The following is a 26,073-nucleotide window of genomic DNA, read 5'->3' on the forward strand; positions in this document are numbered from 1 at the left end:
GCAACCCCCGACTTAATGCTAAGGGGGTTGGCAATATGGAAAACTCCATCCACACCTCCTTATAGAAGAGATGCCATACAAAGAAATGTAGAGATGTCTCTTATAAATAGTTTCACCATCTACGGGTTTCAGAAGTTCAATTCTTACCTAATATTCATTGCAAATATAAACTTTTTCTTCGACAAACGCAAGAAATAGTGTAATTTTAGCACAAGAATTATGACAGTATATTACTTACAAGATATATAAAGAAAGAACCGTTTATGATTTAATCATGCTTATAACCGGAAAGAAATGAAGTGTCCTCATCCTCTAACGCTTACACCGAACTCACGTTATTCATGAACGTTTTCGTTTAACCAAATGCGCAATGCTAAATTTATTTAAGCATTGCCATGGCAAGAAAACGCACTTTTCGAGGAACGAGAAAAGAACGTTTGTAAGCTGCCAAATGTGCAATGCCAAATTTATTTAAGCATTGCCATGGCGATAAAATGCACTTTTCGAGGAACGAGAAAAGAACGAAAAAAAGACAATAAATGTGTAAATATTTTTCGTAAGCGTAGCTGTTGCGTAACTATCTTTGCATCAGCGCATTACAAAACCTATTGTTTTGCGTTCCAAAACCGTAGGTTTTGCACGGTAAAAGCGTAGGTTTTACATTGCAAAACCTACGGTTTCGCAACGTCAAAGCGATTATATCACTTTTTAACAGAATTATCTTTACAAAGTTAAGCAGAAAATCTCTCACTGTTTCATTAGGGAAGTTGTTTAAAAACATCTGCGAGATTGTATGTTCAACCTATTTTCTTATGCCGAACTCACATAAGAAACAGCCAAAAAATCTAAGTGGTTCGGCTACAGAAATTCAAATCAGAAAGGTGTGCGTTTACTTGTCCAAGAACTTTGAACCGATGTATTTTGCGAAGCTGTTGCGATACATGTCGCCAATGGGAACGAACATGCCGTCGTTCATCAGAATGCGGTTCTTGTTCACTTCGCTTATATCCATCAGATTGATAATCCACGAACGGTGTATGCGCATGAAGCCATTGGGCAGGTGTTCTTCCATTTTCTTCATACTCGACAATACCACCAACGGCTTTCGCCCGCTTATGAAATGTATCTTCAGGTATTCGCCCATTCCCTCAATATAGCGTATGTCGCTCACGTTTATGCGGACAGCCTTGTACTCGTTCTTCAGAAAAAGTGTATCGTCGTCGGGCGATGACGTCTTTCCCGCAGCTCTGTGCAAGAGCGTGTATTGCCGTTTCACACTTTCGGCAGCCGCATTCAGTTCAGCCTGTCCGAAGGGTTTCAAGAGGTAGTCTATTGCTTCTACCTTATATCCTTCCACGGCGTAGTCGCTGTATGCGGTGGTAAACACCACTAATGGTTTCACTTCCAACGAGCGAACAAAGTCGAGACCGTTCATATCGGGCATATTTATATCGATGAAGATAGCATCGACAGCCTGCTTCTGCATCTCTTCTTTCGCCTCAATGGCGTTCTGGCATTCGCCGACAAGCTCTAAAAAAGCGTTCTTCTTTATGTAGGCAGACAGTTGTTTCAGTGCCAAAGGTTCGTCGTCGATAGCCAAGGTTCTTATTCGGTTCTCCATATTTGGTTCTTCTTTAATTATCTTTTCTGTTCGTCAAAGGTAGTTCCAACCATACGCTGAAAGTATCTTCCCTATCTTCTACTACAAGTGTATGGTGGTTTGGATAAATCAGGTTCAGACGCTGATGGACGCTCTCCAGCCCCATTCCGCCTTTTTCAGCGTCAGATTCCGAGACTTTGCTGTTAATACAACGAAACTTTATCGTATCGTTTTCTACGGCAAGCGATATGTCTATCGTGCTTTCGTGCCGGTAGCTAACGCCGTGTTTAAAGGCATTTCCAACAAAACAGATAAGCAACAACGGCGGAATTTCGCCCACCGAGAAATGTTCGGGCACATCGAGTTTGATGCTTACCTTCTCGGTATAGCGCATACGCATCAGCGAAACAAAACTATGTATGAAGTCGCTTTCCTTCTGCAACGGTATAAAGGTGTGGTTGCCTTCATACAGAATATACCGCATCATCTTCGACATGACGATGATTGCCCACTTTGCCTTTTCGGGGTCGATGTCTACCAATGCATGTATGTTGTTGAGCGTATTCATGAAGAAGTGCGGGTTTATTTGGTATTTCAGATTAGCCAACTGCTGTTCCAAGTTCTTTTCCTGCAAGTCGCACAGCTTCTGTTGGTCTTCGTCAGACTTGAAAAACAACTTCACGCCGAAGTTCATTCCAAACATCAACACCAAGATAAACATATTCACGACAAGCACTTGCGACACAATATCCGTCTGATTGCGTATGACAGTGTCTTCAAGGTTTTCAAGCTGAACCACCATTGTCGAAGCATTCATAGCCACAACGGTATGAAAAAGATATTGCACAAACGCAAAAGCAGCCATCAAAACAATCGTTCCCAAAACATAACGACTACGCCATCTGCGGTAAACAATCTGCGGCAGCAACACAAAATTGTGTACCAAGAATGCACAAAGAAACATTAATGTGATTGTCCACACATTAAGAATATGTGTCCAATTGTAATTTTCAAAATTGCTATTTGTACGAAAAGACATCGTTGCCATGGGGATAGCAAAGACAAGCAACCATAAAAGAAAATACACAATATTCTCTTTATACGTGCGTGTTGGTTTCCGTAATAGATTTATCATATATGCATTTAAAGGTAAACCGTTCACATTTCAACAATGAAAACTTCTGCAAAGATACAAAAACATTCTTTCTTTACACACTATTTGCGGCAAGGAATATGCCTTTTGTTACCTTTTGTTGCGATACAACATGACAAAAGCCAAGAATAATAGCATTCTATGGGGAAACAGACCCCGGCTATTCGTATCGGATAGACCCCGACTATTCGTATCGGATAGCCTCAATCGGGTCGAGTTGAGCCGCCTTCTTGGCAGGATACCAACCGAAGAATACGCCCGTAAAGGTGCAGACAGCGAAGGACATGATGATGGTCCAAAGCTGAATTTCAATGGGCCAATGAGCCGCAATATTGATACCATAGGCAGCACTGACACCCAACAAAACGCCAATGATGCCACCTGTAACACTGAGCAAAATGGCTTCGATGAGGAACTGACTGAGAATATCGATGCCACGTGCACCCACACTCATACGCAGTCCTATCTCACGGGTACGCTCGGTAACGCTGACATACATGATATTCATAATACCGATACCGCCCACGATAAGCGAAATTCCTGCCACGCAGCCCAAGAGAATAGTGAGCATATTGGTGGTGGAATTCATCATTGACGAAAGTTCTTCCTGCGAGCGTATATTGAAATCATCGCTATCGCCCTCAGTGGTATCGGTAGCGTCTTTCAGCTTGTGGGTTCGGCGAAGAATGGACGTCATCTCCGCAGTAGCCTGCTCCGTTACACCTTCAGTTACAGCAGAAGCGATAATCTGACTAAGATAATCCTGCGCCAAAATACGCTTCATGACCGATGTATAGGGAGCCAACACATAATCGTCTTGGTCCATACCCATCGTGTTGTAGCCTTTCTTCTTCATCACACCGATGACACGGAACGGTATCGTACCAAAACGAACTATCTTCCGATAGGGTCGGCACCATCAGGGAAGAGATTATCAGCCACGGTACGCCCCAATAGACAGACCTTAGCTGACGACTTGATGTCTGCCGAGGTGAACATTTCGCCATCAGCAACCTCCACCTGACGAATCTCAAGATAGTCTTGATTGGCTCCCGTGATAGACGATGGTGTGTTTTGGTTGCCATAAATAAACTGCCCGCTGCTTGAAACAATCGGACTAATCGCCTTGATATACTTGCATTCATCTTTGAGTGCCTGATAGTCGGTCAGCTTCAGCGTCTCCATAGAGGAAGCATCTTGTTGCACACCACCCCTGCGGTCGGCACCCGGATTAATCATTATCATGTTCGAACCCATCTCGGCAATATTGCTCTGTATGCTTGATTTGGTTCCCTGACCGATAGCGAGCATCGTGATAACAGATGCTATACCGATGATAATACCCAATGCCGTGAGGAACGAACGCATCTTGTTGGCGGCTATGGCACGTAAGGCTATTTTGAAAAGATTGGTAATATTCATTTCTAAAAAGTTAAATACAACAATTCGTTGTGAGAGGTTAAAGGAATTAAGACAACTGCTTTTGCGAGAGGAAAAGTACACCCCTTTGGCAATATATGCCCTTTTATTTCCTTAACTTCCATGTTTATTCATCACTGTTTTTGGGCAAAGCAGCCAACCCTTCTGCTGCCGACAGGATATTATGGTTATAGTCGTCGGCTATCACCCTGCCATCGCGAAGTTGTATATTACGGCTGGAGTAATTGGCAATGTCGGGGTTATGGGTTACGAAGATAATCGTCCTGCCTTCCGCATGGAGCTTTTGAAAGAGGACAAGAATCTCAAAAGAGGTGCGTGTGTCAAGATTACCCGTTGCCTCATCGGCGAGAATAACCGCCGGATTATTCACCAAGGCACGGGCAATGGCAACTCGTTGCATCTGTCCGCCCGACATCTGATTGGACTTGTGATACAGCCGCTCGCCTAACCCGACAGACTTTAATGCCTCTACGGCACGCTCGAAGCGTTCTTTTGCAGTAACCTCGGTGTTGTACATCAACGGGAGTTCCACGTTCTCAACACTGGTAGTCTTCGGCAAGAGGTTATAGTTCTGAAAGATAAAGCCTATCTTACGATTACGGAGAACGGCTCGCTGTGCCTTCGACATTGTGCGGACAGAAACTCCGTCAAGGTAATATTCGCCTTTAGTGGGTGTGTCAAGACAACCCAATTGATTCAGCAATGTGGACTTTCCGGAACCTGATTTACCCATAATGGTTACAAACTCGCCCTCGTATATCTTGAAGGAAACACCGCGGAGAGCATGAACAATCTCTTCACCTACCACAAATTCACGCTCCACTTTGTCGAGTTGGATAACGACTTTACCGCTTTCTTTTCTCTCGACAGAGTGAGAATTGCCATCATTATCCTCCTGAAGAGAGGAAGAATTAATATGCTTGTTTGCTGTTATTTCTGACATTTTATTTCTGTTTTGGTCTTGAAAAAGAGAAGTTTCAGACGATGATAAGCGAGAGATAAGTGCCCGCAAAGATTAAAAGAGTTCTTTTATCGACTTCCATCAGACGCTCCTTTTCTTCGAAATCGGGAGGTCTTAGTTCTTCTTTCTCGGTCCCGGTGCAAACGGACTGCGCTCACTGTTATCGTCATCGCTGTCATTATCCGAAGTCGAAACAGACAAACCGGTGATGACTTTCTTACCTTTAGCAATTCCGGAGAGTATTTCGGTGTGATTGCCATCTGTCATACCGATGCTTACACGGTGAGCTTTGACAACGTTACCTTCAAGCGTCCACACCTTGTTCTTGGCGTTCGCAATGTCTTGAATGGTATATTGTTTGCCAATAGTCTCCTTCGTTGGTGTGAAGCGGAGAGCCTTACTAAGGACACTGAGTACGCCCGTGCGCTCCTGTGTGTAAATGGTAACGTTGGCTGTCAAGCCCGGTTTCAGTTTCAAATCAGCATTGGAAGCACTGATAACCACTTCGTAAGTAACGACATTATTGGTTGTAGTAGCCTTTTGGCGCACCTGTGTTACCGTCCCGGAGAAGGTGTCGTCAGGGTAAGCATCAACGGTAAAAGACACACGTTCGCCCGTTCTCACATCGCCGATGTCGGCTTCATCGACATCGGCAATAACACGCATATTGGTCAAATCCTTGGCAATGGTAAAGAGTTCCGGCGTACTGAAGCTGGCAGCAACAGTCTGTCCTTCTTCCACACTCTTTGAAATAACCACACCATCAATAGGCGAAGTAATGGTAGCATAGCCTAAATTGGTCTGCGCCTGATTAACTTGTTCCTGCGATTGAGCCACCTGTTGGCGTGCCGTTACCACTTGTGCCTGCGCCTGCGCCACCTGCTGACGGCAAGCAGCAACAGAGGCTTCAGCCTGCTGATAGGCAAGGCGGGCATTCTCATAGTCAGTCGCACTGATGAGTCCCTTGTTGTGAAGTGTGGTATAACGGTTGAAGTTAGCTCGCTGATAACCGATGTTTGCCTCGGCACTGCGTAGGTCAGCCTGCACTTTCACTACGTTGTCCTGCGCACTGGCTACGTTTGCCTTGGCACCGGCAAGTGCTGCTTTGGCTGAATTGAGCTGGCTGAGCAAATTGGTTTTATCAAGTTCGGCAATCACTTGCCCTTTCTTGACAACAGAATTGTAATCGACATAGAGATGATTGACAATACCGGAAACCTGCGTACCTACCGTTACTGTGGTTACAGCCTCTATGGTACCGGTTGCCGTAACGCTGTTTTGGATATTTGCCTCACCGACAGCAGCGGTCTCAAACGACACTTTTTCCGTATCACCGCCCCTCGTAAGGAAGAAAGCAGCTATGGCAACGATGACTATCGCACCTACGAGAATCCATACTTTACTGATTTTCTTTTTCATATATCTTTATTATTGGGAGTTAAAGGACAATGTGTTTGCATTGTTATTTCACCTGTCCATTCTCATAAAAGTTCAACATTTGAAGGTTGTATAGCGTAAGATACTTGCTCTGCAATTCATTTTGCCGGGCAGTAATTAAGTTGTTCATACCTTCTCGAAGTTCCACGATGTTCTTCAATCCAAGGCGGAATTGTTCGGAAAGCATCTCATAACTGGTCTGCTGACTCTCCGAATTGACTACTGCCGACTTATACTTTGCCTGATTTATACTTGCCTGAATCCAGTAGTTTTCAATTGTCGAATAGAGCTGAGTGCGCTGGTTCTGTAAGGCGAGCTGACTGCTTTCCAAACTGATACGAGCCTTGTTTACTGCCGTACGGGTCTGCCGTTGGTCCAAAATGGGTATATTAACCGTTACGCCAATCGCCCCTGCAAAATTGTTCTTCAGCTGTGTTCCATAGGCATTACTGCTCATCGTAGTAACGTTCGACGACACTCCGCCATTAAGTCCGATGGTAGGAAGGTGCTGCGCCTTGGCTTGTTTGATGCTCAATTCCCCTGCTTCCACCGCCAATTGACGCCCTTTCATCTCCGGACGAGAGGTCAAAGCACGTTCATAAACAACTTGTAATACCGGTATTTCAGCCAGTGCATCACCGTCTAATTGGTCCGGTATGGCGACCTCAAAATCATCGTCTGTTATTTCCAAAAGCTGTTTCAGCTGACGAGTATAGTTGCGAAGATTGCTCTGTTGTGCCACAACGTTGTACTCATCGCCGGCACGTTGGGCAGTAAGTTGCGAAAGGTCTGCCTTACTGAAAGTACCCACATCAACCATCGTCTTACCTCTTTCCTCGTTTTCCTTGCTCCATTCCAAGCTCTGTTGGTTCACCTTAATAGCCTCGGCAGTATAGAGAATTTGAATATAAATCTGTGCTATCTGCTCCTGAATAGAATTGGCTGTAATGGCTGAATCGATGGCAGCCTGCTGTTCGGTAAGTTTGTTCTGCCTAATCTTCATGCGATTTTGGTTGCCATTCCAAATGGTCCAGTTGAAGTTGATGGCATACATTCCATTGTAATATACTTTGTCAATGCTGTTCTCCACGTAGCCATTGGCAACCGTAGCGCGCCCTGCCTGCGGGAACGGTGTATAAGACATGTTCTGCGAAGTGGAGGCACTGACCGATGGAAATAATTCTGCCTGCGACTGAAGCACACTCTCGTAGGCTGATGCTTTCGTAAGAATATTCTGCCGGAGCGTAACATTATGCGCCAAAGCATAGTCTATGCACTCCTGAAGCGTCCATTTGCGAGCCTCAACCTGTGTAACCGACAGCAGACAGAAGCCTAAAGCCAATAAGAATAAAATCTTTACCTTGCTCATATTTAATCTTTTTACCTATGCAAAGATAGAAAAATAAAAACAAAAAAAGATGCTATTGAAACGATTTTTTGTGAAAAATTAGGATTTATAAATCATGTTCCGAATTCAGTTTGTTCAATAACCGATTTGTGTTGAAATTCCTCCGGTTTTGTAAAGAATATTCTGTTAAAAAGTGATATAATCGCTTTTGCGTTGCGAAAGCGGCTGTTTTGCAACGCAAAACCTACGCTTTTACCGTGCAAAACCTACGGTTTTGGAACGCAAAACAATAGGTTTTGCAACGCATTGATAACAAGCGAGTTACACAAGAGACATTCTTGCGAAAAATGTTTACGGTATTATTGTCTTCTTTTTGTTCCAAACCGGTCATTAAAACATAAGGTTTTAGCTTTCTATTGATTATTTCCAACTACTACACTGCAACTCTAAATGCTCTGATAAACGATTATGAAGTACAATCAAAAATGGTTTATAACAAAGCCTTTATTATAAGCCGAAAATAAAAAAGAAGAACATTATGCAAGAAAAATAAGATAAATAATTTGGTCTTTAACGAAAGTTAGCGTATCTTTGCACCCACTAATGCGCTTGTGGCGGAATTGGTAGACGCGCCAGACTTAGGATCTGGTGATTTCCATCGTGCAGGTTCGATTCCTGTCAAGCGCACTTTTCCTTTTACTGAGGGTATTTTTCACTTAAAAGAGGATAACTCCACTAACAGTACTTACTTCTTAAGAGTTATGACTTATTTAAAGAAATGCTTACTCACATTGGTAGCGGCACTATTTGCCAACCCAATGCTTGTGGCAACCTATGGGCAGAGTTCTGCACTTTATTATAGCAAAGTAGACAACTTGAAATTTGGTGAACGAATCAGTTTGCGTACCAATGCCGTGGATTGGGTTACGCTAACTCCTAATTTCGGCTTAGAATACACTTTGGGTAACAAAAGTTGGAACAAATGGACACTTGGTGTTTCAGGAAGAATAAACTGGAATACAAAAACCAAAGACCTTAATTATAATGTGTACGACATCTACGACGGCAAAGTAGAACTACGCAAATATTGGCACGGAAAGAATCCGCGCCGTGTGTTCTATTGGGGCGTATATGGCGGTGCAAACAAGTTTAATATCAAGTTTTCCGAAATAGGAAAGAAGGGAAATGCTTTCACCGGAGGACTTACGATAGGCACTGTTACACAGCTATATGGCTATCGGAACGGTGCAAGCCTCGACCTCGACCTTGGCATAAACGCAGGTGTAGTGTTTGCGAAATACGACGAATATCGCCGTGATGTAATCAACAATCAGCACGTTTACACAACCGTAACACCACAAAATGGCTACAAGCTAACGTTCGCTCCATTGCTTTATGCTGTTTCGACCGATGTTGTAAAGGTAGGGCTGACCTATCATTTCGGTACGAAAGTGGCAAACCGATACAAGAAACGCCAAGTTGTAGACGAGGCATATCGTATAGAATTGGCTAACAAGGCTTACACCAAGGATACGCTGCGCATTGCAAAAGAAGAAAGAAAGAGAGCTAAACACATAGAACGGGCACGCAACAAGCGACTCAAAGAATACGAAAAAGCCAAGAAACAAGCAACTAAGGCAGAGGAAAAAGTGGCAAGAGAGGCAGAGAAAAAGAAGAAAGGAGCCAAGAAATGAAAAGAATATTCATAGCTTTCCTAAGCATAATGGCTGCAACAATGGCACACGGTCAAGCCATTTCGATAAATACCGATGTGGCAATGATGGCACTGCAAACCTATAATATTGGTGCAGAAATGACAATAGGAAATCGTTCTACATTGGGTTTGAGCGTATTTGCCAACAATAAACCCTATTGGCACAAGGATATGAAGGTAATAGGTGTGCAGCCTGAATACCGCTACTATTTCGGAGGACGCCCTATGTACCACCACTTTGTAGGCGTTAGCGCATTGGCAATAGACTACAACACGAAGTGGAAAGACACACGCTACGATGGTCTTGCAGTAGGTGCAGGCTTGACATTCGGCTATGTTGCATCGCTTTCCGAACGTTGGACGATTGATGCGCACGCAGGCTTTGGCTTGGTAGTATTCCATCAAAAGAAAACAACCGACGGACTACCCAATTTGGAAACACCTTCAGGAATAAATATGGAAGGCGGATATACGGGTTACGAAATACTGCCAACCAAAATTGGTATCACGCTTTCATACATATTAAGATAAAGGAAACAAGATGAAATTAAGCATAAACCGTTACCTTGTCATTCTATTCTTACTACTCGCTTATGTGAGTACGACACGCGCGCAAGTAATGCACGTAACAGGTAGCGTTTATAAAAACATGAAGTCGTTCGACGGAGGCAAAACCAACAAGGTACCCTTATCCGTTCCTGTCTATATTTTCGACAACCGAAACGAAGCCAACAAGCAGGCTGCAATATATAGAAATAAAAGCAAAGACTTTAGTCAAGAGGTTACAATAAGAAGCAACGCAACCGTAACACCCGACTACGATGGACACTTCGAGGCAGATGTTTCTGCCAAAGGTGCACTCATGGTGATAAACGAAGGGGAAGTAAAGGTGGTGAATATCGGCTCAAGTTTACAATACGACATTGTATTTACGGGTGGAACAAAAACCGTTCTGCTTGCCAATACTATTGTAACAGCCAAACACGTGGGAGCTAATATTGTAGAGATGAAGCCTATCGACGATGGTCCAAACTTACATTGGGACGTTACGGTAAAGCTCCCTGAGTGGTACACAAAGGACCATTCGCGCCTTATTTTCCAGCCCATCGTTATCAATTGTGAAGAAGAAGACACCATACAGTATCTCGAACCATTGGTGTTTGAAGGCAAAAAGTTCCACAAAAATCAAATCAGAAGAAAGAGTTTCGACTATAATCGCAACGACTCGCTGCACAATTACTTCATTGAAGACCAACCTACAACCAACGATGCGTTCGCCTTTCGTTGGGAAGCAACCTATCCGAAACCCAATCCAAACAAAAGTTACAAATGGGGTTCGGTATTAAGATTGGAGGATTACACACATATTTACTTTGAGGATAAGTCGAAAAACGGAACTTGCAACACACGCAAACCTTGGAAGCTGCTTGATGTTTCAATGGCTATGAAGCAGATTAAGCTAACGCCTCAATACTACGAACAAGCCAGAGCACAACTAAGAGAAGTGCCCCGCGACTTGCAACTTACATTTGTTGTGGGCAAAGATGAGCTTACTTCCGACGCATCGAATCAGCAACATCTCGAACAACTCGTGAAAGAACTTCGTTCCTATGGTCGCGCCTTGATGAACTTCACGGTTCAGGGAACAGCATCGCCCGAAGGCAATGTTGCATCTAATACGAAGTTAGCAAATACGCGTGCAAAGAAAGCGTTGTCTATAATTGGCGGACAAATATCAAGTGCCGGGCTCGAAGTAAAAGAACCATTGGTTTACACTTGGTTCGATGTAGCTGATTCATTGAAGGCACGTAACTTGGAAACAGAGTCGAATACGCTGCGCAACTATGCTTTCAATAACAATGCAAGCGGTTTGCGTGAGATGCAAGCTCTGCCTGTTGTTCAGGAAATTCTGCAAAATCAACGTTTAATGCGTTGCACTTATACATTAAGACAGAATAAAGTGCTCGACCCTCAAGAAGCATTATGGACTTACTATAACGATAAAGACTACCAAAAAGGTGGCAAGAGTGTGTTCTCGAATGGCGACTATTATAACCTCTTCACGCAAATAAAGGATTCCGTAGAACTACGCAAGCTGACCTATCGTGCGTGGAATGAGATTAAAACACGCCGAACAATGCAATACAGTCCGTTTGCTGCTTATGTGGCAAACCGCATGGCTTGTTATGCAATTGAAAGCGATTCTATCGACTTAACTATCCTCGCACCGTTTGTAGATATGAAGGCCGGCTTGGAGATTTCACGCCCTATTTCTTTCGACAACGAATACCGTTACACGGTGAACAGGCGAGAAATAATTGCCAATCAAGCCATTATGTACTTCAAAAACATGAAGCTCGGCGAGGCTTATCACCTTGCAAACAAGTTGCCAAACACCGACGAATACAAGGACATAAAGATGTTTACCGACTTGGAAACACTGTTCTTCAAACAAGGAAAGACTGCCGATGAGGACCGCCGTGCAAAGGAAGCATTAAGCTATGTAATGGCATCGAACGCAGAAAACTATGCCATACTGAGCTTTGAGCTGGCATCTGAATTGGGTAAAACCTACGAGGAGCTGGAGCCACTGATAGATTCCTTGCCCGACAACAGCGCAAAAAAGTGGTACATGAAAGGCGTTATTGAAGCCGGAAAGCCTGAAATGAGCGACGACGACTTTATGGCATTAACAACAAAATACGGTGCTGATGTTGCGCTACGAATGACCGACAACACCACTCCGGCTTTCTTGGCATACTTTCAACACTGCTTCGATATGAAGCCACAATACAAGGGTTTCTACAATTCAGACGCTAACATACCCGACGATATAAGAAAAAGAAACCCTTACGACGAAAAGAAAGCAGAGCAATACAGACAGAAATTCACTGACTTAATGATTGCTGCAGGAAAGCAGGAAGTTCCCGACGGCTATACAGAAACAAACGAAGAGGACAGCGACAGCAACGCACAAACAACCAATTTACCAACAGAGGAGGGTAAGGAATGAAGAAGATAGCGTCCCTTATAATAGCATTTTTTACGATAATAACCCTTCAGGCACAAGCTCCAATAAGCCAACCTACCGACACTTTGGTTAGAGATTTGAGCGACTTGGAGGAGAGAATGACAGCTGAAGGTATCACCGTGAAAGCCGACACTACCTATTATGGCTTTCGGAAACAGAACGATTTCAATGCGCTGAATTACAGTCTTGACGACCGACACCGTTACCAAGGCGACAGATGGGCGAAGGGAAACTTTGGCAAACATACATTCTTAGACTTCGGGGCCGGTGCCGTGTTCTACCCAAGTAACAATAATTACCACCTGACAACACAAGCCGGACTTCGTCTTCGATTGGGTAAAGACCTCAGTCCGATGAGCACTTTCAGAGTCGGAATAGGTGGAGAGCTTGGCTACATCAGTGGCGAAGCAAATGTAAATTGGACAATGCGTGCCAATGCCGACTATCTTTTCAACTTCTCGAACTATCTTTTGGGCTATCGCCCCGACCGTCCTTTAAGTGTTTCGGGTATTCTTGGAATGGGTATTCAGCATTCGCAGCTAACAAAATACAACGGTTCTGACGTTGCAAAAACCATGAAGGAAAAGGCTGTTTCCTACAACATTCACACGGGTTTACAGTTCAAATTCCTTGCAGGAACTCATGCAGCAATTGCCATCGAGCCTTATATCATGGCCGGTACAGAGGGTATCGACTTGGACAAAGCCACCAAATTCAACCGCTTTGGTATCGGTTACGGTGTAAACCTATCCTACATTTGGTACTTCTACAACAATATGTCGTCACAAAACAATGCAGGCGACTTCAAGAAACGCTTTGCTGCAGGCGAACGTCTGTTCCTCGAAGACCCTGCAATGCTACGGTGGCGACGTCCTTGGTTCTTTGAATACAGCATAGGTTCTGCCTACTATCGTTTAACGAACCTGAAGATGAGCGAAACGCTTGGTTACAGCGTCAGTACGAGCATCGGGCAATGGCTGTCGTCTGCCATCGGTGTGCGAAGTGGTGTAAACATCACAAACGCACCGTGGACAAAAGCCGGCCAAACAACATCGCTACTTGGAAAGTTGGGTATATTCTTTGATGCGATGCTCAATCCCTTCGGCTTTACACGCCACTACAATTGGGACAGTGCTGTGGGTGTGAACCTTTTCGGCGGCTACGAAATGGGACAGCTACAATTAGTGCACGCCGACACCAACGGTAAAACAGGTGAAGATACGCCGGATACCGATTGGGAGCACAGCTTTGGGCAAAACTTACAAACGACTTGCGCCTTACCTTCGAACCAAGCTATATCTTAATGGAGCACTTCGACCGCTCCGACGGACGTGTAAGATACGACCAAGCCGACTTTAAATTAGGCTTAGCCGTGCTCTTCCGAAATAAATTGCAACGGAATTACGACCTTAACCCTGTGAAAGACGACCTACCCGAAAGAGGTTTCTTCATGGGTGGAGGTCTTGGTTGGAACACCACTATCAACAAATGGCGTTATACCGATAAGTCGCGCGGGCTATTATTGAACTTCAATGGCTTTGCCGGCTACAACTTTAATATGTACCACGGGGCAAAACTTATGGTAGACTACATTGCCAATCCTATTTGGCAACAAAGCCGTAGTGGCGATTTCAGCAAATTCACTTACAAGAACACATTCATATCTGCCGACTATCAGCTTAACATACTCAACGCAATGGCGGGCTATCGTCCAAGCAGACGATGGGGTGTAAATCTCTATGGCGGACCTTCGTTGGTGTTAAGCGAACACGGAAAGAAAGCAGATGTCGGAGCAAACGTTGGCGGAATGATTTCATACCGCGTCCTCCCCTACCTTTCTCTGTTCTACAGCCACACCATTTATTGGATGCCGAGCAGCCATTACGACTCCAATCAGATTTACACCACCCCCGGAGCAGTGTCGAACGTGCTCGCATTTGGTGCGCAATATCATCTCAATGGTTTCATCAACACCATCAAGAACCTGCCTTGGCGAAACGCGCCCTCATCGGGAAGACACCGTTTCTTCCTCGATTACGGATATGGCTACGCCAACTACCCTATGCTTCCAAGCAAGGGAAAATACTCGTGGGGCACTTCCATGCAACTTTCGTTAGGCTGGTGGGCAAACTCGTTCCTTGGCGCACGCATTGGTCTGAATATGGCAAAAGGTGTAGATATGACAACTACTCACACCGTAAAAAGTCAAACAGAAGATATTCACCACGCCATAGGTTTGGGCACAATAGCCGGAGATGTACTCATCAATCCGTTGGGACTGAGCAAGAACTACAACCGGCATTCGCTTGTTGGTGCCAACCTTCTTGCAGGTTATCAGAACGGTTGGCTCGTTCTGAACGATGCAGAGCATACCATCAAGGGGTCAAGAATTACGGTCAGCGGCTTCCGTCTTGGTCTGCAACTATGGACACGCCTCAGTCGCGACCTCCGTTTGAATATCGAACCGATGTATTCTGCGCTCAACATACACAACAGTGTGTATATAAACGAGGCGGGAAACACGCTATACAGGACGAAGGAAACAGGCAGCAAACCGCTGAAGTTGGGCAATTCGTTCTCTGTTCGCATAGGTTTAACCGTGCCGCTCAACCGCATTGCCCGCTACGAAGATGCCGATATGACGTCTTATGCAGCAAAGAAACCAATGCGATGGTTTGGTGCCGTTGGTGGCGGTTGGAACATCTTGCTCACCAAACACCGCTTTAAAAACGACGGAGCAAAGCTCAATCTTGCCGCATTTGCAGGGTATAGACTGAACGAGATAACAGCCGTTCGGCTTGGTTTGGAATACGTTATGGACAACATTAAGTATGCCTACATCGAAAACAACAACGCTTCTTTCTACGAAGAGAAGCCCAACATTGCTTTCGTTGCAGCCAACTTCCAACTCGACCTCCTCTCCTACTTCCGCGGATACAACCCTAACCGTCTATGGAACGTAGCCTTGTACGCCGGTCCTGCAATCGGTATTCAGACCAATAAAGAACACAACAAGGACGGTGCCATTAACTTAGGTATGACCGTAAACCGACAAATATCAAAGCATATCTCGGCTTTCTACAACCACAACATTTATCTAATGGGTTTCTTGGGGCAAGAAAGTCTGTTGCCGGGAACAAACCTTATGGGCAAAATCACAGCATTAAACTGCATCAATTTCGGTTTAATGTACAACTTATAGAACTACCGGAATATACGAAAGGAGCGAATGCAACAACGGCATTCGCTCCTTTTTGTATATCGCTGAAGTCTGAATTAACCCAAATCTGTCATTAGAGTGCTTGACCGGTTTTGCTTGATTGTCGAGCAGATGTGCCGGCATTTCATTGAAGGCGTAGCGGGCTACGGCGAGATGGAATGGCGGCGCAGATGCCGGCAAGCGGACGAAACCGGCAAGGAAGCATAACGGTAATAACAAAGATAAGCAAATGCGGCCGAATGACAGATTGGGGTTTAATCTTCCTCGTCTTCAGGGTCAGCCCACACCACTTGCACGCCCGAAGCAAAATCTTGCGTGCTTTTCCGAGTCTTAGGGTTACGTCGGCTCGCCGGCAAAAACTTGCACTTCACACCCTTCACGTTCTTTTTAATGTCAAAATCTTCTCTGTTCTCTACCGGTTCGCTTTCCACCGTCAGATGAAACCGTCCTAATCCGTCGAGCACAACGGTATTGCCAAGACTTAGGTTATAACTAATTTCGTCTACCAACGCCATAATAATGCCCGTAACCTCGCCTCGTGTAAACGATGTACTTGCTTGAATAGCTGCCGCAAGGTCGGCTGTCGAAGTCTCACCACTGCTCACCACCCGTGCGTGCCATTTACCGCCACGGTTGGCTTCTTTAAACTTACTTTGTTGTAGCCTGATACTTATTGCCATAAAATTATGTCTTATTGGTTATATTCTATTTCATTTGCAAACTTACATAAAATTCTCTAATAATTCTCCAATTAGATTAAGAAAACCATTTTTTTATTTTATTGCTGCTCAATACATTGTTTATCAACTTACAAAAGTAGGTCTCAATTCCCTGAAACACACGTTCTTGACTCACGTTAAATACAATTCTACAAATTATTTACACGTAAATAAATATTTTTCTACGTGTAAATAATAATTTCTTTACGTGTAAATAAATATTTCTTTACGTGTAAAGAATTTCAAAAACAAGAGGTTTGGCAGACCTTTCTTGATGTTACTATTCACGTTTTACCTTGATTAGCTAATCATCGGGGAAAGGCAATTATATGTTGTAAAAGCAAGAAAGAAAAGGAAAAAAAGGAAGCCACTGCAACAAAGTTTCGTTGCAGTGGCTTTCGTTATGCGCTGTGCTGTTCCTGTTTCAAAACAGGAGCAGTGTGTTATTATTCGGAAAACGGCATATCATAATGATAAGCGGTGTTCCGTATCCGGTAAGAGTGCGGAAGTTAATTGCTTTTTATTGCTTCACCACTTTCTTGCCGTTCACGATGTAGATACCCTTAGGCAAGTCTTTTAGTTCGTCAGATACACGCACGCCGCTAAGGGTGTAGACGCCTTGTGCAGCCGTAGCGTTTACAGTTGGAGCCTCAATGTTCGTTGTTTCTTTGGTGATTACGACCTTGCTCGTTACTTTCTCTCCGTTCAAAGCCACACAGTGCATCGATGGGTCGAACGCAGCTCCCGAAGGCTGAGTAATTTTGCAGCCTATCAGTGTGAGCGTGGCAAAGTCGCAGATAGAACCTCTTTCCGTTCCTTCGGCTGTTACCGTAGCATTCTTAATGGTGAAATTCTCGGTCTCACCGTTAAATCCTGCGATACCGTATTCTTTACCTTTGGCATTCACGGTGCAGTCGTCGATGGTGAGGTTGCCTTTATTTGCATAGATAGGACAGTTCTTCTGGCATTCCAGAGAAAGCGAACCTCCACCCGTAATGGTCAGCGAGTTTTCGTATAAAATAGTAGAATTGGTTTGCGAAATCAGTCTGTTGGTACCGATAACCTTGATTATCAAGCCATCGATTTTAGAAGAAATGGCATTTTTGTAACCATCTGCCGTGATGGTTGCATTCTGCAGCGTGAGGGTCTTGGTAGCATTGTCGTACTTCACCGTGCCACTCACACCGCTGATAAAAGACAGGTCCTTGCAGTTTCGAGAGGTTACTTGTGTAAGCGCAATTGTAAGGTCGTAATACTCTTGGGCTTGTGTTGTGCTTGTCCACATGGTCGCCATTGCGACGAGAATAAATGAAAGTAATGTTTTTCTTTTCATAATCTTTTATTTTAAATGATGAATAATTAAGATGATTTGTCTTGCCGGGAGTTGCCCTACCCTAATGTATGGAGGGGCGGAAATGCAGAATGCTCCGCCTGCATCTCCTTATATCGGAGATGCGGACAGAGCATTCGTAAGATTGTTTCGATTGAAAATGCGAGATGTAACAATGGTACGGAAACCATCAAGTCGCTCAAACGGAGATTTCCAAACGGACGAAAGCAGCGAACAGCCTGCGCATAAAGCATACCTGCACCATTGTTTCGGTGCACTGTATAAAGGTTTGCCAAGATGTTTTCCGCTAATGGTTTCATCGTATTCGGGCTTAAACGGTTATCATTTGTTAGGCTATCGCTTGCAAATGTAAATCTTTTTTTCGACAAATACAAGAAATAGAGAAAAATGTTGAAACATATTAATATGCCCGTCAGCGGAAATAAATTCCTTAATCCTCAATCGGTCATTAGCGTCCTTGACCGGTTTTGTTCGATTGTCAAGCAGATGTGCCGGCATTTCATCGAAGGCGTAGCGGGCTACGGCGAGATGGAATGGCGGCGCAGATGCCGGCAAGCGGACGAAACCGGTAAGGAAGCATGACGGTAATAACAAAGATAAGCAAATGCGCCCTAATGAACGATTGGGGATTAATACATCAACTTCAATCCTACATAGAAACAGCGTGGGAGCGACGGACCATAGATATAGGAAGCATCGCGGTTCCAACCTTTGTCTAAATCGCGCTGATAAACATTGCCTATATTCTGTATGCCCGCATTGAGCTGTGCCTTTACTTGCTTGTAAATATCGAAGTCGTAACTTGCTTTTAAACTCAATGTGAAGAACGAAGGCGTGTGCACTGCCACAGGCTTTTCTACTCCCGAGCCTGCTGCATGTCCTACGAGCATGCGCCCATTGTAGTTGCCTGAAAGGGCGATAGACAAACGCTTGGCGGGCGACGACTGCATCGTGAAGTAACCATATACGTTCGGTGTACGCAAAAACTTCTTTTCGGCAGGTGCGTCTTCGTCCCATTCCACAGCGTCCTTGTATTCGCTGCGCTGCACCGTGAGTCCGCTTTGCAAGGAGAACCATTTAGAGAACACAGCCTTTCCCTCTGCATTCATACCCCAAACCGTTGCTTGATTGGCGTTGAAACGTTCAAGAATACGAATGCCATTCTCGTCTCGTTCTTTCAACACACGTTGTGCGAACACGTTATTCAGGTGTGTATAGAAGGCTTCCACCAAGAAGTTGGTCTGTACACTACCGAAGTTATAGTACATATCGGCTGAAAAACTCAAACTGTTGGAGCGTTCTTCTTTCAAGCCTTTTGCCAAATAGGTCTTTATGCGTTCGCCGCCTGCCATGCTCGTATGTAAATCTTCGTCGAATGTTTGTGGTGCACGGAAACCGCCTGCATAGGTTAAACGCAGATGGACATTGTCTGTTACGTTGAAGCGCAGGTTTGCACGCGGACTGAAAATAAGATGGTTTATGAGATTGTGTTTATCGAAACGACCGCCCAGAAGTATGCCCCAATGTTCGTCTTTCCATTCGTTTTGCAGAAACAAGCTACCTGTTCGCACGGTTTGTCGGGTAATGACATCGTAGCCGAGTGCATGGTCTTTCAGTGCATCGTAGGTGTATTCGGCACCCAAAGTAAAGTGGGCAGGCATAAAAAGCAGATGTCCGAAGTTATGAACAAACTGCATACCGCCCATTACGTTCGTGTCGTGTGTCTTGCTGTAAGCCTTCAAAGCCTCTGCCTTACTTTCTTCCGAACCGTCTCCCGTGCCGCCATAATAGCTGTCGCGCGATACTGTTTGAAACGAAGTGTAAGCCGTAAAATGGTTTAATCCGTTAGGCGTGAAAAGGTCGTAGCTCAGCGAACCGCCATTGATATTATGGTCGAGTTTTTCTGCAATATTCGATTCGTGTACAGGCAAATGCAAGTTGTTTCCTCCACGGCGATATTCGTTCAAGGCGTGGTATTGCAGTTTCAACTTGGAATAGTTGTTCAATCGCAAGAAAGCCCCCATTCCAATGGTCTTGTTGATTAGTTTCGGAAGGTCGGTAAACCCATCTTGGTCTCTGTCGTAACCGCCGCGATTATGGCTCTGCCCATACACCGAGAAGCCCGCTTTATTGTTGTTCGACACGATGGAAGTGTTCACCGTGGTGTTGTTATCGAATGTCTTTCCGCCTTGGTAGGCAGTAAACGTATGTGCCAACTCGGCATAATTGCTCAATGGTTCTTTCGTGATAATGTTGATAGTTCCGCCTATTGCCGATGAGCCATACAATGCCGAGCCTCCACCCCGCACCACTTCCACACGCTCTATCATGTTGGCAGGAATTTGCTCCAAACCATAAACGCCCTGCAAGGCTGAAAACACGGGGCGGGAGTCGATAAGTATCTGCGAATAATGCCCGTCTAAACCATTGATGCGCACTTGCGAAAAGCCACAGTTGGCGCAATTGTCTTCGGTGCGCACACCGGGCTGAAAGTTCAAACCTTGCGCCAGACACATAGAGTTGGTTATGTTGAACGTACGTGTATCTATCACATTCACCAGCGTTGGCGCATTGCGTCGCAACGATACACTGCGATTTGACGACACCACAACTTCGTCCAACGATATTTCGTCTCTTTCCAATACAAAGTCTATTGTCAGCTTTGCATTCTTCTCCACTTTAATCGTCTGTTTCGCAGCGCGGTATCCCGTAGTGCGAGCCTCTATCGTCTGTTTGCCAAGCGGCAAGTCTTCCAAATGATAATACCCCTCCGCGTTGGTAACACTGACCATCATTGTGCCTTCAACCTGCACTGCCACATGCGCCATCGGCTCGCCGCTAACTTTGTCTGTTACGTGCCCTACGATGTTTGCATTTGTTTTCAACTCTTCGTTGGCACTTACTCCTATCGGCAGCAGTGCCAGCATCATAATAATCATTATTGGTTTCAACCCACTAAGGGCTTTCATGTACTGTTCTTTCATTTCGTCTTTTTTTTTAATAATTAATTTTATACTGAAGTATTGTGAACCTATACTTGTGTGTGCAACCTATTCTCTTGATATATTTTCACAATGCAAAGGTATGCCTGTTCGTCTATTCGTACAATACCTAAAATTTAGGATTTTAGCAGAACGGTGTATCTCAAGAATGGCAAAAGTATCTGAAAGATTTTCCGTGTTCATCAATATAAAATACAATTGGTATCAGTATAATAATCCATTATCATCAGTATGATAATTCATTGTCATCGGTATGATAATTCATTGTCATCGGTATGATAATGCATTGTCATCGGTATGATAATCGATTGTCATAAGTATAAAAATTCATTATGGTGCGATATACAATGAATTATAGTACCGACTTTCAAAGCAAAAACAGCAAATAAAAAAGGAGCAAAACAACCATTGTTCGTTGCTTTGCTCCTTTCGGATTTTATAAATGCGTGGAAGCCGGCGGTGCTATGCACCTGCAATCAAACAGTCTTCCGCATTCCGTCTGCGATGCGCAGAAGGTTGGTAGGTTTCTACTTCTTCACCACTTTCTTGCCGTTCACGATGTACACGCCTGTTGGCAGACTCTCGAAATTGTCGGAAAGGCGAACACCCTGCAAGGTGTAGTTGCCACACTTCTGCTCTGCCATATCGGGGTTTACAGCCTCGATGCCTGCTGTTGGGTCTGCAATCACTACCCAATCGGTTACAATCTTGTTGTCTACGTCGAAGAGAGAGAAGTAAGCGTTTTCGCCCTTCTGAAACTCTTTCCAGTATTCTCCTGCGGGAGAAACAACGGCACAGCCAACGAACTCCGGCTCTTCCCATATCCAGCCTATGCTACCTGCATACTCATCATTGCTGCTGCCATCACCTTTGGCGCGCACAACGCAATGGTCAAATTTCCAGTAGCCACCGCACAGTCCGTATTCGCCTGCAACTACTTCCAAAGTGCAGTTGCTCACGGTGATTGTACCTTTGCTGAAAATTCCTTTCCGGTAGTTGCTCACAGCTGCTGTGGTAGAACCGTTTACAGTAAGTTTGCCATTACCCGTAAACGTAATTACTCCGTCTCGTTCGTTCCAAATACCCACACCATTCTCCGATGCAATGGTGTTGTTGCCGACAAGGCGGATATTCAATTCCTTGGAAGAGGTGTAGATGCCGGAACCGCTGATACCTTCTGCCTTACAGCGAATGTTAGCATTCTCGAGAGTAAGCGTCTTGGTGGCGTCCTCGTACTTTACGGTGCCCGTTACTCCATCAATTACAGAAAGGTCGCCACAGTTGTCTGAAGTTACTGTTACGCCGGCAATCTTGAAATCATACTTGGTCTCTGCCTGCGCCATACCTGCCCACATCGTCGCCATCATTGCGAGAATGAGCGAACATAATACTCGTTTGTTCATAGTTTTTTTATTTTTATAGTTTAAATAGAATCACTTGTTAGGCTATCGCTTGCAAATATAATCCTTTTTTCCAAGAACAGCAAGAGATAGAGGGAGAAACAGCAAATAAAAAGGAGCAAAGCAACCATTGTTCGTTGCTTTGCTCCTTTCGGCTTTACAAGTGTGTGCTAACTATATCTTTTAAATCAACGTGAGCACATAAAGATAAACCACTGCGGCAGGAATAGCCATAAGCGAAGAGTCGAAACGGTCGAGCATTCCGCCGTGTCCGGGAAGTATGTTTCCGCTGTCCTTTATGCCAAGCGTGCGTTTAAACAGACTTTCCACGAGGTCGCCCCATGTGCCGAAGACTGCCACAACTATACCAAGCCCCACCCACTGAGGAATGGTCAGCGCATTTGGTGCTGCCGGGTTCTCGGTGAGATAGCCTATCAGCACAGCCACGGCAATAACAAAAATGCCACCACCGATGCTACCTTCCCAACTCTTTGCAGGACTGATGCGTGGAAAGAGTTTGTGTTTGCCAAAGAGCGAACCGGCACAATACGCACCTGTATCGTTTGTCCACAAGAATATAAAGATACTCAAAGGCAACAGCATATCAGCCATTATGTTGCCTTCGCCGTCGTGTTGGAAAGCCAAAACATTAATCAAAGAGAAAGGCAACGCAATATACATCTGCCCCAGCATGGTGTACGCCCAGTTGCCGATTGGGTTTTCGTTCTTCAAATACAATTCTGCAATGATGAGATAAACTATCGTAAGAATGTAAGGAACAAACACGCTGAAGTCTTTCACATATCCCAACCGCAATCCTGCCAATGCAACAAAGAAATAGACACCTGCCACAACAGATATAAAACGATTTACGCTGACGCCTTCGATTTGCGACACCAGCCCGGTGTATTCCCACAAAGTCAAACCTGTGATGATGGCAAAAAGCACTATCATATAGTGCGGTGCCATAAAGCCCGCCACCATAACACCCACAAAGAGTACGCCTGTAATGGCACGTGTTACGAAGTTCTTCTGCTTATCTGTCATTGTGCTCTATCGCTTTTTAGTTTTAACATCTCCTTCGGCGGTTTCCGCATTTGCTTTATCGCCCACTTTTGTATGTCTTACAGCTGCTTCGTGCTCTGCCTGTGCCTGCTTCACGCTGTCGGGCATAGCATCGAGCGACAACTTTGCATTCTCTTCTGCCTCCATCAATTCCAATGTGCGGCTTACCCAAGGACGTTTGCCGAATATTTCTTCCACGTCCTCTGCCATTATCACTTCACGTTCAACAAGCAGCTGTGCCAATCTGGCATGTCCTTCGCTGTGCTCTGTCAGTATTGCTTTCGCACGGTCGTACTGCTCGTTCACCATCTTCAGAACTTCCTCATCAATGATTTTTCCTGTCGTTTCCGAATATGGCTTCTGAAATCCGGGGTCGTTATTGTAGTAGCAAATATTGGGTAGCTTATCGCTCATACCTGCGTAAGCTATCATTCCGAACGCGCTCTTTGTGGCACGTTCAAGGTCGTTCATCGCTCCCGTTGATATATGTCCGGTGAAGAGTTCTTCTGCTGCGCGTCCACCAAGAAGCGAGCACATTTCGTCGAGCATCTGCTCTTTGGTCGTAATAGGGCGTTCTTCGGGCAGATACCATGCAGCACCGAGTGCCTGACCACGTGGTACAATGCTCACTTTCACCAACGGATTGGCGTGTTCGCAGAACCAACTGATGGTGGCATGCCCGGCTTCGTGAAGGGCTATGGTGCGCTTTTCGCTTGCCGTAAGTATCTTCGTCTTCTTCTCCAAACCGCCAATAATACGGTCTACCGCATCTAAGAAATCCTGTCTGCCCACAGCCGGTTTGTTGTGGCGAGCCGCAATCAACGCCGCTTCGTTGCATACGTTGGCAATATCGGCACCCGAGAAACCCGGAGTCTGACGTGCAAGAAGGTCTATATCGAGGTCTTTCTCCAATTTCAATGGGCGTAAATGTACTTGGAAGATGGCTTTACGCTCGGGCAAGTCGGGCAAATCGACATGGATTTGTCGGTCGAAACGTCCTGCACGAAGCAGTGCTTTGTCGAGCATATCTACACGGTTTGTAGCTGCCAACACGATAACGCCACTGTTTGTACCAAATCCGTCCATCTCTGTGAGCAGCGCATTCAGCGTATTCTCGCGTTCGTCGTTGCCTCCCATAGATGGATTTTTCGAGCGAGCACGCCCTACTGCATCTATTTCGTCGATGAATATGATAGACGGTGCTTTCTCTTTGGCTTGTCGGAATGCATCGCGAACACGGCTTGCACCTACACCCACGAACATTTCGACAAAGTCGGAACCACTCATAGAAAAGAACGGAGCACCTGCTTCGCCCGCTACCGCCTTTGCCAGCAACGTCTTACCGGTTCCCGGAGGACCTACAAGCAATGCGCCCTTGGGTATCTTACCACCCAACTCGGTGTATTTCTTAGGGTTTTTCAAGAACTCTACAATCTCTTGCACTTCTTGTTTTGCTCCTTCCTGACCGGCTACATCTTTAAAGGTAACGCCTATTTCGCCTCCCTTTTCGTATATCTTGGCTTTCGATTTGCCCACGCTGAACATACCACCGCCACTGCCTGCACCGCCGTTCATACGCCGCATGATGTAGAACCAGAAGCCAATAATAAGAATCCAAGGCAACAATCCGATAATTACATTGGTAAAACCGTGTTCGTCCTTATTCTCATAACTAAAACCCGAAATCTTCTTTTGCTTGACAGCAGCATTCAAGAAGGTTTCAAGATTGTCTATCGAACCGATTTCCACCGTGATATAAGGCGACTTACCAACTTGGTCTACGCCTTTCTTGAATATATCGCGCACGTGGTCGGGACTGACATACATACGGAGCGTGCTTTCCTTCTTGTTGATGACAACACGTGTGGCATACCCCTTATTAATGTAGTTCACAAAAGTAGTATATTCTTTTTTCGTGCTTTCGCCATCTGAAAACATACTTTCCATACCCTTCGTCGAGAAGAAGAGCACGGCAAAAATAAGTGCCATAACATACAACCAGTTCATATTGAACTTTGGCATTTTCGGCTTGTTGTTTGGATTTTGATTGTCCATTTAATTCATTTGATAAAGATAAATAAAACTGTTTACTACGTGGCAACAGTCTTAGTCTAAGTCAGCGATTTGCGTTAATGCAGCATCTTCCCACAGATGTTCAAGGTCGTAATACTCTCTTGTTTCCGGAATAAAGATATGCACAAGCACATCGGCGTAGTCTATTGCCACCCACTGATTGCTGCCGAGTCCGACACAGTTGATAGGTTTTTCTCCGTTGCATTCGCGAACATAGTCGCTTACCGACCCTGCAATGGCTTCCACTTGTTGCGGAGAATTGCCATGGCATATCACGAAATACTTGCAGATAGTACCATCAATCTTTGATAAATCTGCAATAACTATGCCATGTCCTTTCTTCTCTTGTATTCCTTCTACAATTGTTTCTACTAATTTCTTTTCTGCGTTCATTAAAAATACTTTGTTTTATTAAGGTACAAAGATACTGCAAATGCGTTGAAGGACAAAATAAATTTGTTTTATTTTGCGAATTTAAAACAATCGTAAAAAACGTAAAGAGTCAACCAGCAAGTGCAATATTACGAATAATGTTTGTAAAACTCGTACTTTGGCGTGG

20 protein-coding genes, 1 tRNA gene and 1 pseudogene are annotated in these 26,073 nt (G+C 44.8%); 7 read left to right on the forward strand and 15 right to left on the reverse strand.

Translation table 11 applies throughout. The features are described 5' to 3' along the window. Positions 1 to 889: 889 nt before the first annotated feature. The 6 genes and pseudogenes from JCM15124_RS06890 to JCM15124_RS06915 all read right to left on the reverse strand — a co-directional run bounded on the left by JCM15124_RS06890 (position 890) and on the right by JCM15124_RS06915 (position 7,960). A complete protein-coding gene (locus JCM15124_RS06890; protein WP_024998829.1) occupies positions 890 to 1,621 on the reverse strand; it encodes a LytR/AlgR family response regulator transcription factor in 732 nt (243 codons plus the stop codon). A gap of 13 nt (positions 1,622 to 1,634) precedes the next feature. Next, positions 1,635 to 2,582, reverse strand: coding sequence for a sensor histidine kinase (locus tag JCM15124_RS06895; protein WP_232220114.1), 948 nt, complete (start codon positions 2,580 to 2,582; stop codon positions 1,635 to 1,637). A gap of 355 nt (positions 2,583 to 2,937) precedes the next feature. Next, positions 2,938 to 4,175: pseudogene (locus JCM15124_RS13650) on the reverse strand (ABC transporter permease). Positions 4,176 to 4,299: 124 nt separating this feature from the next. Then, positions 4,300 to 5,136, reverse strand: a complete 837-nt coding sequence (locus tag JCM15124_RS06905; RefSeq protein ID WP_024998831.1) for an ABC transporter ATP-binding protein — start codon at positions 5,134 to 5,136, stop codon at positions 4,300 to 4,302. Between the two features lie 132 nt (positions 5,137 to 5,268). Next, positions 5,269 to 6,573, reverse strand: coding sequence for an efflux RND transporter periplasmic adaptor subunit (locus JCM15124_RS06910; RefSeq protein WP_024998832.1), 1,305 nt, complete (start codon positions 6,571 to 6,573; stop codon positions 5,269 to 5,271). 43 nt (positions 6,574 to 6,616) lie between these two features. Beyond that, entirely contained in the window at positions 6,617 to 7,960 is a 1,344-nt protein-coding gene (locus JCM15124_RS06915) for a TolC family protein (protein ID WP_024998833.1), read from the reverse strand. Between the two features lie 584 nt (positions 7,961 to 8,544). Here JCM15124_RS06915 and JCM15124_RS06925 point away from each other — a divergent pair. The 6 genes from JCM15124_RS06925 (at position 8,545) to JCM15124_RS16570 (ending at position 15,886) form a co-directional block, all read left to right on the forward strand. Next, positions 8,545 to 8,626 (forward strand) — tRNA-Leu (locus tag JCM15124_RS06925). A 74-nt stretch (positions 8,627 to 8,700) separates the two neighbouring features. After that, positions 8,701 to 9,633: a DUF3575 domain-containing protein gene (locus JCM15124_RS06930; RefSeq protein WP_024998834.1), complete on the forward strand. Its 933-nt coding sequence runs from the start codon at positions 8,701 to 8,703 to the stop codon at positions 9,631 to 9,633. Further along, positions 9,630 to 10,184 carry a DUF3575 domain-containing protein gene (locus JCM15124_RS06935; protein WP_024998835.1) on the forward strand — a complete coding sequence of 185 codons (555 nt, stop codon included), beginning with the start codon at positions 9,630 to 9,632 and terminating at the stop codon, positions 10,182 to 10,184. The genes JCM15124_RS06930 and JCM15124_RS06935 overlap by 4 nt, the downstream gene beginning before the upstream one ends. 10 nt (positions 10,185 to 10,194) lie before the next feature. Next, a complete protein-coding gene (locus JCM15124_RS06940) occupies positions 10,195 to 12,666 on the forward strand; it encodes an OmpA family protein (RefSeq protein ID WP_024998836.1) in 2,472 nt (823 codons plus the stop codon). Next, positions 12,663 to 13,988, forward strand: coding sequence for a hypothetical protein (locus JCM15124_RS16565; protein ID WP_232220115.1), 1,326 nt, complete (start codon positions 12,663 to 12,665; stop codon positions 13,986 to 13,988). The genes JCM15124_RS06940 and JCM15124_RS16565 overlap by 4 nt, the downstream gene beginning before the upstream one ends. Then, positions 13,919 to 15,886 carry a hypothetical protein gene (locus JCM15124_RS16570; RefSeq protein ID WP_232220116.1) on the forward strand — a complete coding sequence of 656 codons (1,968 nt, stop codon included), beginning with the start codon at positions 13,919 to 13,921 and terminating at the stop codon, positions 15,884 to 15,886. Before JCM15124_RS16565 ends, JCM15124_RS16570 begins: the two co-directional genes overlap by 70 nt. Here JCM15124_RS16570 and JCM15124_RS15890 read toward each other — a convergent pair. From JCM15124_RS15890 to JCM15124_RS15895, 4 genes are all read right to left on the reverse strand, one after another. Beyond that, positions 15,881 to 16,123: a hypothetical protein gene (locus tag JCM15124_RS15890; protein WP_156930686.1), complete on the reverse strand. Its 243-nt coding sequence runs from the start codon at positions 16,121 to 16,123 to the stop codon at positions 15,881 to 15,883. The two genes, JCM15124_RS16570 and JCM15124_RS15890, sit on opposite strands and share 6 nt — an antisense overlap. Positions 16,124 to 16,158: 35 nt before the next feature. Next, entirely contained in the window at positions 16,159 to 16,584 is a 426-nt protein-coding gene (locus JCM15124_RS06955) for an HU family DNA-binding protein (protein WP_024998837.1), read from the reverse strand. A gap of 559 nt (positions 16,585 to 17,143) precedes the next feature. Next, entirely contained in the window at positions 17,144 to 17,956 is an 813-nt protein-coding gene (locus JCM15124_RS06960; protein WP_024998838.1) for a hypothetical protein, read from the reverse strand. 56 nt (positions 17,957 to 18,012) lie between these two features. Further along, on the reverse strand, positions 18,013 to 18,273 hold the full coding sequence (locus JCM15124_RS15895; RefSeq protein WP_156930687.1) for a hypothetical protein: 261 nt from the start codon (positions 18,271 to 18,273) through the stop codon (positions 18,013 to 18,015). Between the two features lie 88 nt (positions 18,274 to 18,361). On the opposite strand from JCM15124_RS15895, the gene JCM15124_RS06970 reads away from it, so the two are divergent. After that, positions 18,362 to 18,556, forward strand: coding sequence for a hypothetical protein (locus JCM15124_RS06970; RefSeq protein ID WP_024998840.1), 195 nt, complete (start codon positions 18,362 to 18,364; stop codon positions 18,554 to 18,556). Between the two features lie 47 nt (positions 18,557 to 18,603). On the opposite strand, the gene JCM15124_RS06975 is transcribed toward JCM15124_RS06970, so the two are convergent. From JCM15124_RS06975 to rsfS, 5 genes are all read right to left on the reverse strand, one after another. After that, positions 18,604 to 20,958 (reverse strand): TonB-dependent receptor, encoded by a 2,355-nt coding sequence (locus JCM15124_RS06975; RefSeq protein WP_024998841.1) that lies wholly within the window; start codon positions 20,956 to 20,958, stop codon positions 18,604 to 18,606. Between the two features lie 545 nt (positions 20,959 to 21,503). Continuing rightward, complete coding sequence (locus tag JCM15124_RS06980; protein WP_024998842.1) at positions 21,504 to 22,379, reverse strand: hypothetical protein; 876 nt, start codon at positions 22,377 to 22,379, stop codon at positions 21,504 to 21,506. Positions 22,380 to 22,559: 180 nt separating this feature from the next. Further along, positions 22,560 to 23,423 (reverse strand): phosphatidate cytidylyltransferase, encoded by an 864-nt coding sequence (locus tag JCM15124_RS06985; protein WP_024998843.1) that lies wholly within the window; start codon positions 23,421 to 23,423, stop codon positions 22,560 to 22,562. A 6-nt stretch (positions 23,424 to 23,429) separates the two neighbouring features. After that, on the reverse strand, positions 23,430 to 25,496 hold the full coding sequence (gene ftsH / locus JCM15124_RS06990; protein ID WP_024998844.1) for an ATP-dependent zinc metalloprotease FtsH: 2,067 nt from the start codon (positions 25,494 to 25,496) through the stop codon (positions 23,430 to 23,432). A 51-nt stretch (positions 25,497 to 25,547) separates the two neighbouring features. Beyond that, positions 25,548 to 25,907 (reverse strand): ribosome silencing factor, encoded by a 360-nt coding sequence (rsfS, locus tag JCM15124_RS06995; RefSeq protein WP_024998845.1) that lies wholly within the window; start codon positions 25,905 to 25,907, stop codon positions 25,548 to 25,550. Between the last annotated feature and the right edge of the window lie 166 nt (positions 25,908 to 26,073).

It is taken from the genome of Prevotella falsenii DSM 22864 = JCM 15124, assembly GCF_000613945.1.
In the GTDB taxonomy this organism is placed as follows: domain Bacteria; phylum Bacteroidota; class Bacteroidia; order Bacteroidales; family Bacteroidaceae; genus Prevotella; species Prevotella falsenii.

Bases quoted from the DNA above. Each gene is read 5' to 3' on its own strand.
- JCM15124_RS06890 (WP_024998829.1), bottom strand. From the start codon at position 1,621: ATGGAGAACCGAATAAGAACCTTGGCTATCGACGACGAACCTTTGGCA.
- JCM15124_RS06905 (WP_024998831.1), bottom strand. From the start codon at position 5,136: ATGTCAGAAATAACAGCAAACAAGCATATTAATTCTTCCTCTCTTCAG.
- JCM15124_RS06910 (WP_024998832.1), bottom strand. From the start codon at position 6,573: ATGAAAAAGAAAATCAGTAAAGTATGGATTCTCGTAGGTGCGATAGTC.
- JCM15124_RS06915 (WP_024998833.1), bottom strand. From the start codon at position 7,960: ATGAGCAAGGTAAAGATTTTATTCTTATTGGCTTTAGGCTTCTGTCTG.
- JCM15124_RS06930 (WP_024998834.1), top strand. From the start codon at position 8,701: ATGACTTATTTAAAGAAATGCTTACTCACATTGGTAGCGGCACTATTT.
- JCM15124_RS06935 (WP_024998835.1), top strand. From the start codon at position 9,630: ATGAAAAGAATATTCATAGCTTTCCTAAGCATAATGGCTGCAACAATG.
- JCM15124_RS06940 (WP_024998836.1), top strand. From the start codon at position 10,195: ATGAAATTAAGCATAAACCGTTACCTTGTCATTCTATTCTTACTACTC.
- JCM15124_RS16565 (WP_232220115.1), top strand. From the start codon at position 12,663: ATGAAGAAGATAGCGTCCCTTATAATAGCATTTTTTACGATAATAACC.
- JCM15124_RS06955 (WP_024998837.1), bottom strand. From the start codon at position 16,584: ATGGCAATAAGTATCAGGCTACAACAAAGTAAGTTTAAAGAAGCCAAC.
- JCM15124_RS06960 (WP_024998838.1), bottom strand. From the start codon at position 17,956: ATGAAAAGAAAAACATTACTTTCATTTATTCTCGTCGCAATGGCGACC.
- JCM15124_RS15895 (WP_156930687.1), bottom strand. From the start codon at position 18,273: ATGAAACCATTAGCGGAAAACATCTTGGCAAACCTTTATACAGTGCAC.
- JCM15124_RS06970 (WP_024998840.1), top strand. From the start codon at position 18,362: ATGTTGAAACATATTAATATGCCCGTCAGCGGAAATAAATTCCTTAAT.
- JCM15124_RS06975 (WP_024998841.1), bottom strand. From the start codon at position 20,958: ATGAAAGAACAGTACATGAAAGCCCTTAGTGGGTTGAAACCAATAATG.
- JCM15124_RS06980 (WP_024998842.1), bottom strand. From the start codon at position 22,379: ATGAACAAACGAGTATTATGTTCGCTCATTCTCGCAATGATGGCGACG.
- JCM15124_RS06985 (WP_024998843.1), bottom strand. From the start codon at position 23,423: ATGACAGATAAGCAGAAGAACTTCGTAACACGTGCCATTACAGGCGTA.
- ftsH (WP_024998844.1), bottom strand. From the start codon at position 25,496: ATGGACAATCAAAATCCAAACAACAAGCCGAAAATGCCAAAGTTCAAT.
- rsfS (WP_024998845.1), bottom strand. From the start codon at position 25,907: ATGAACGCAGAAAAGAAATTAGTAGAAACAATTGTAGAAGGAATACAA.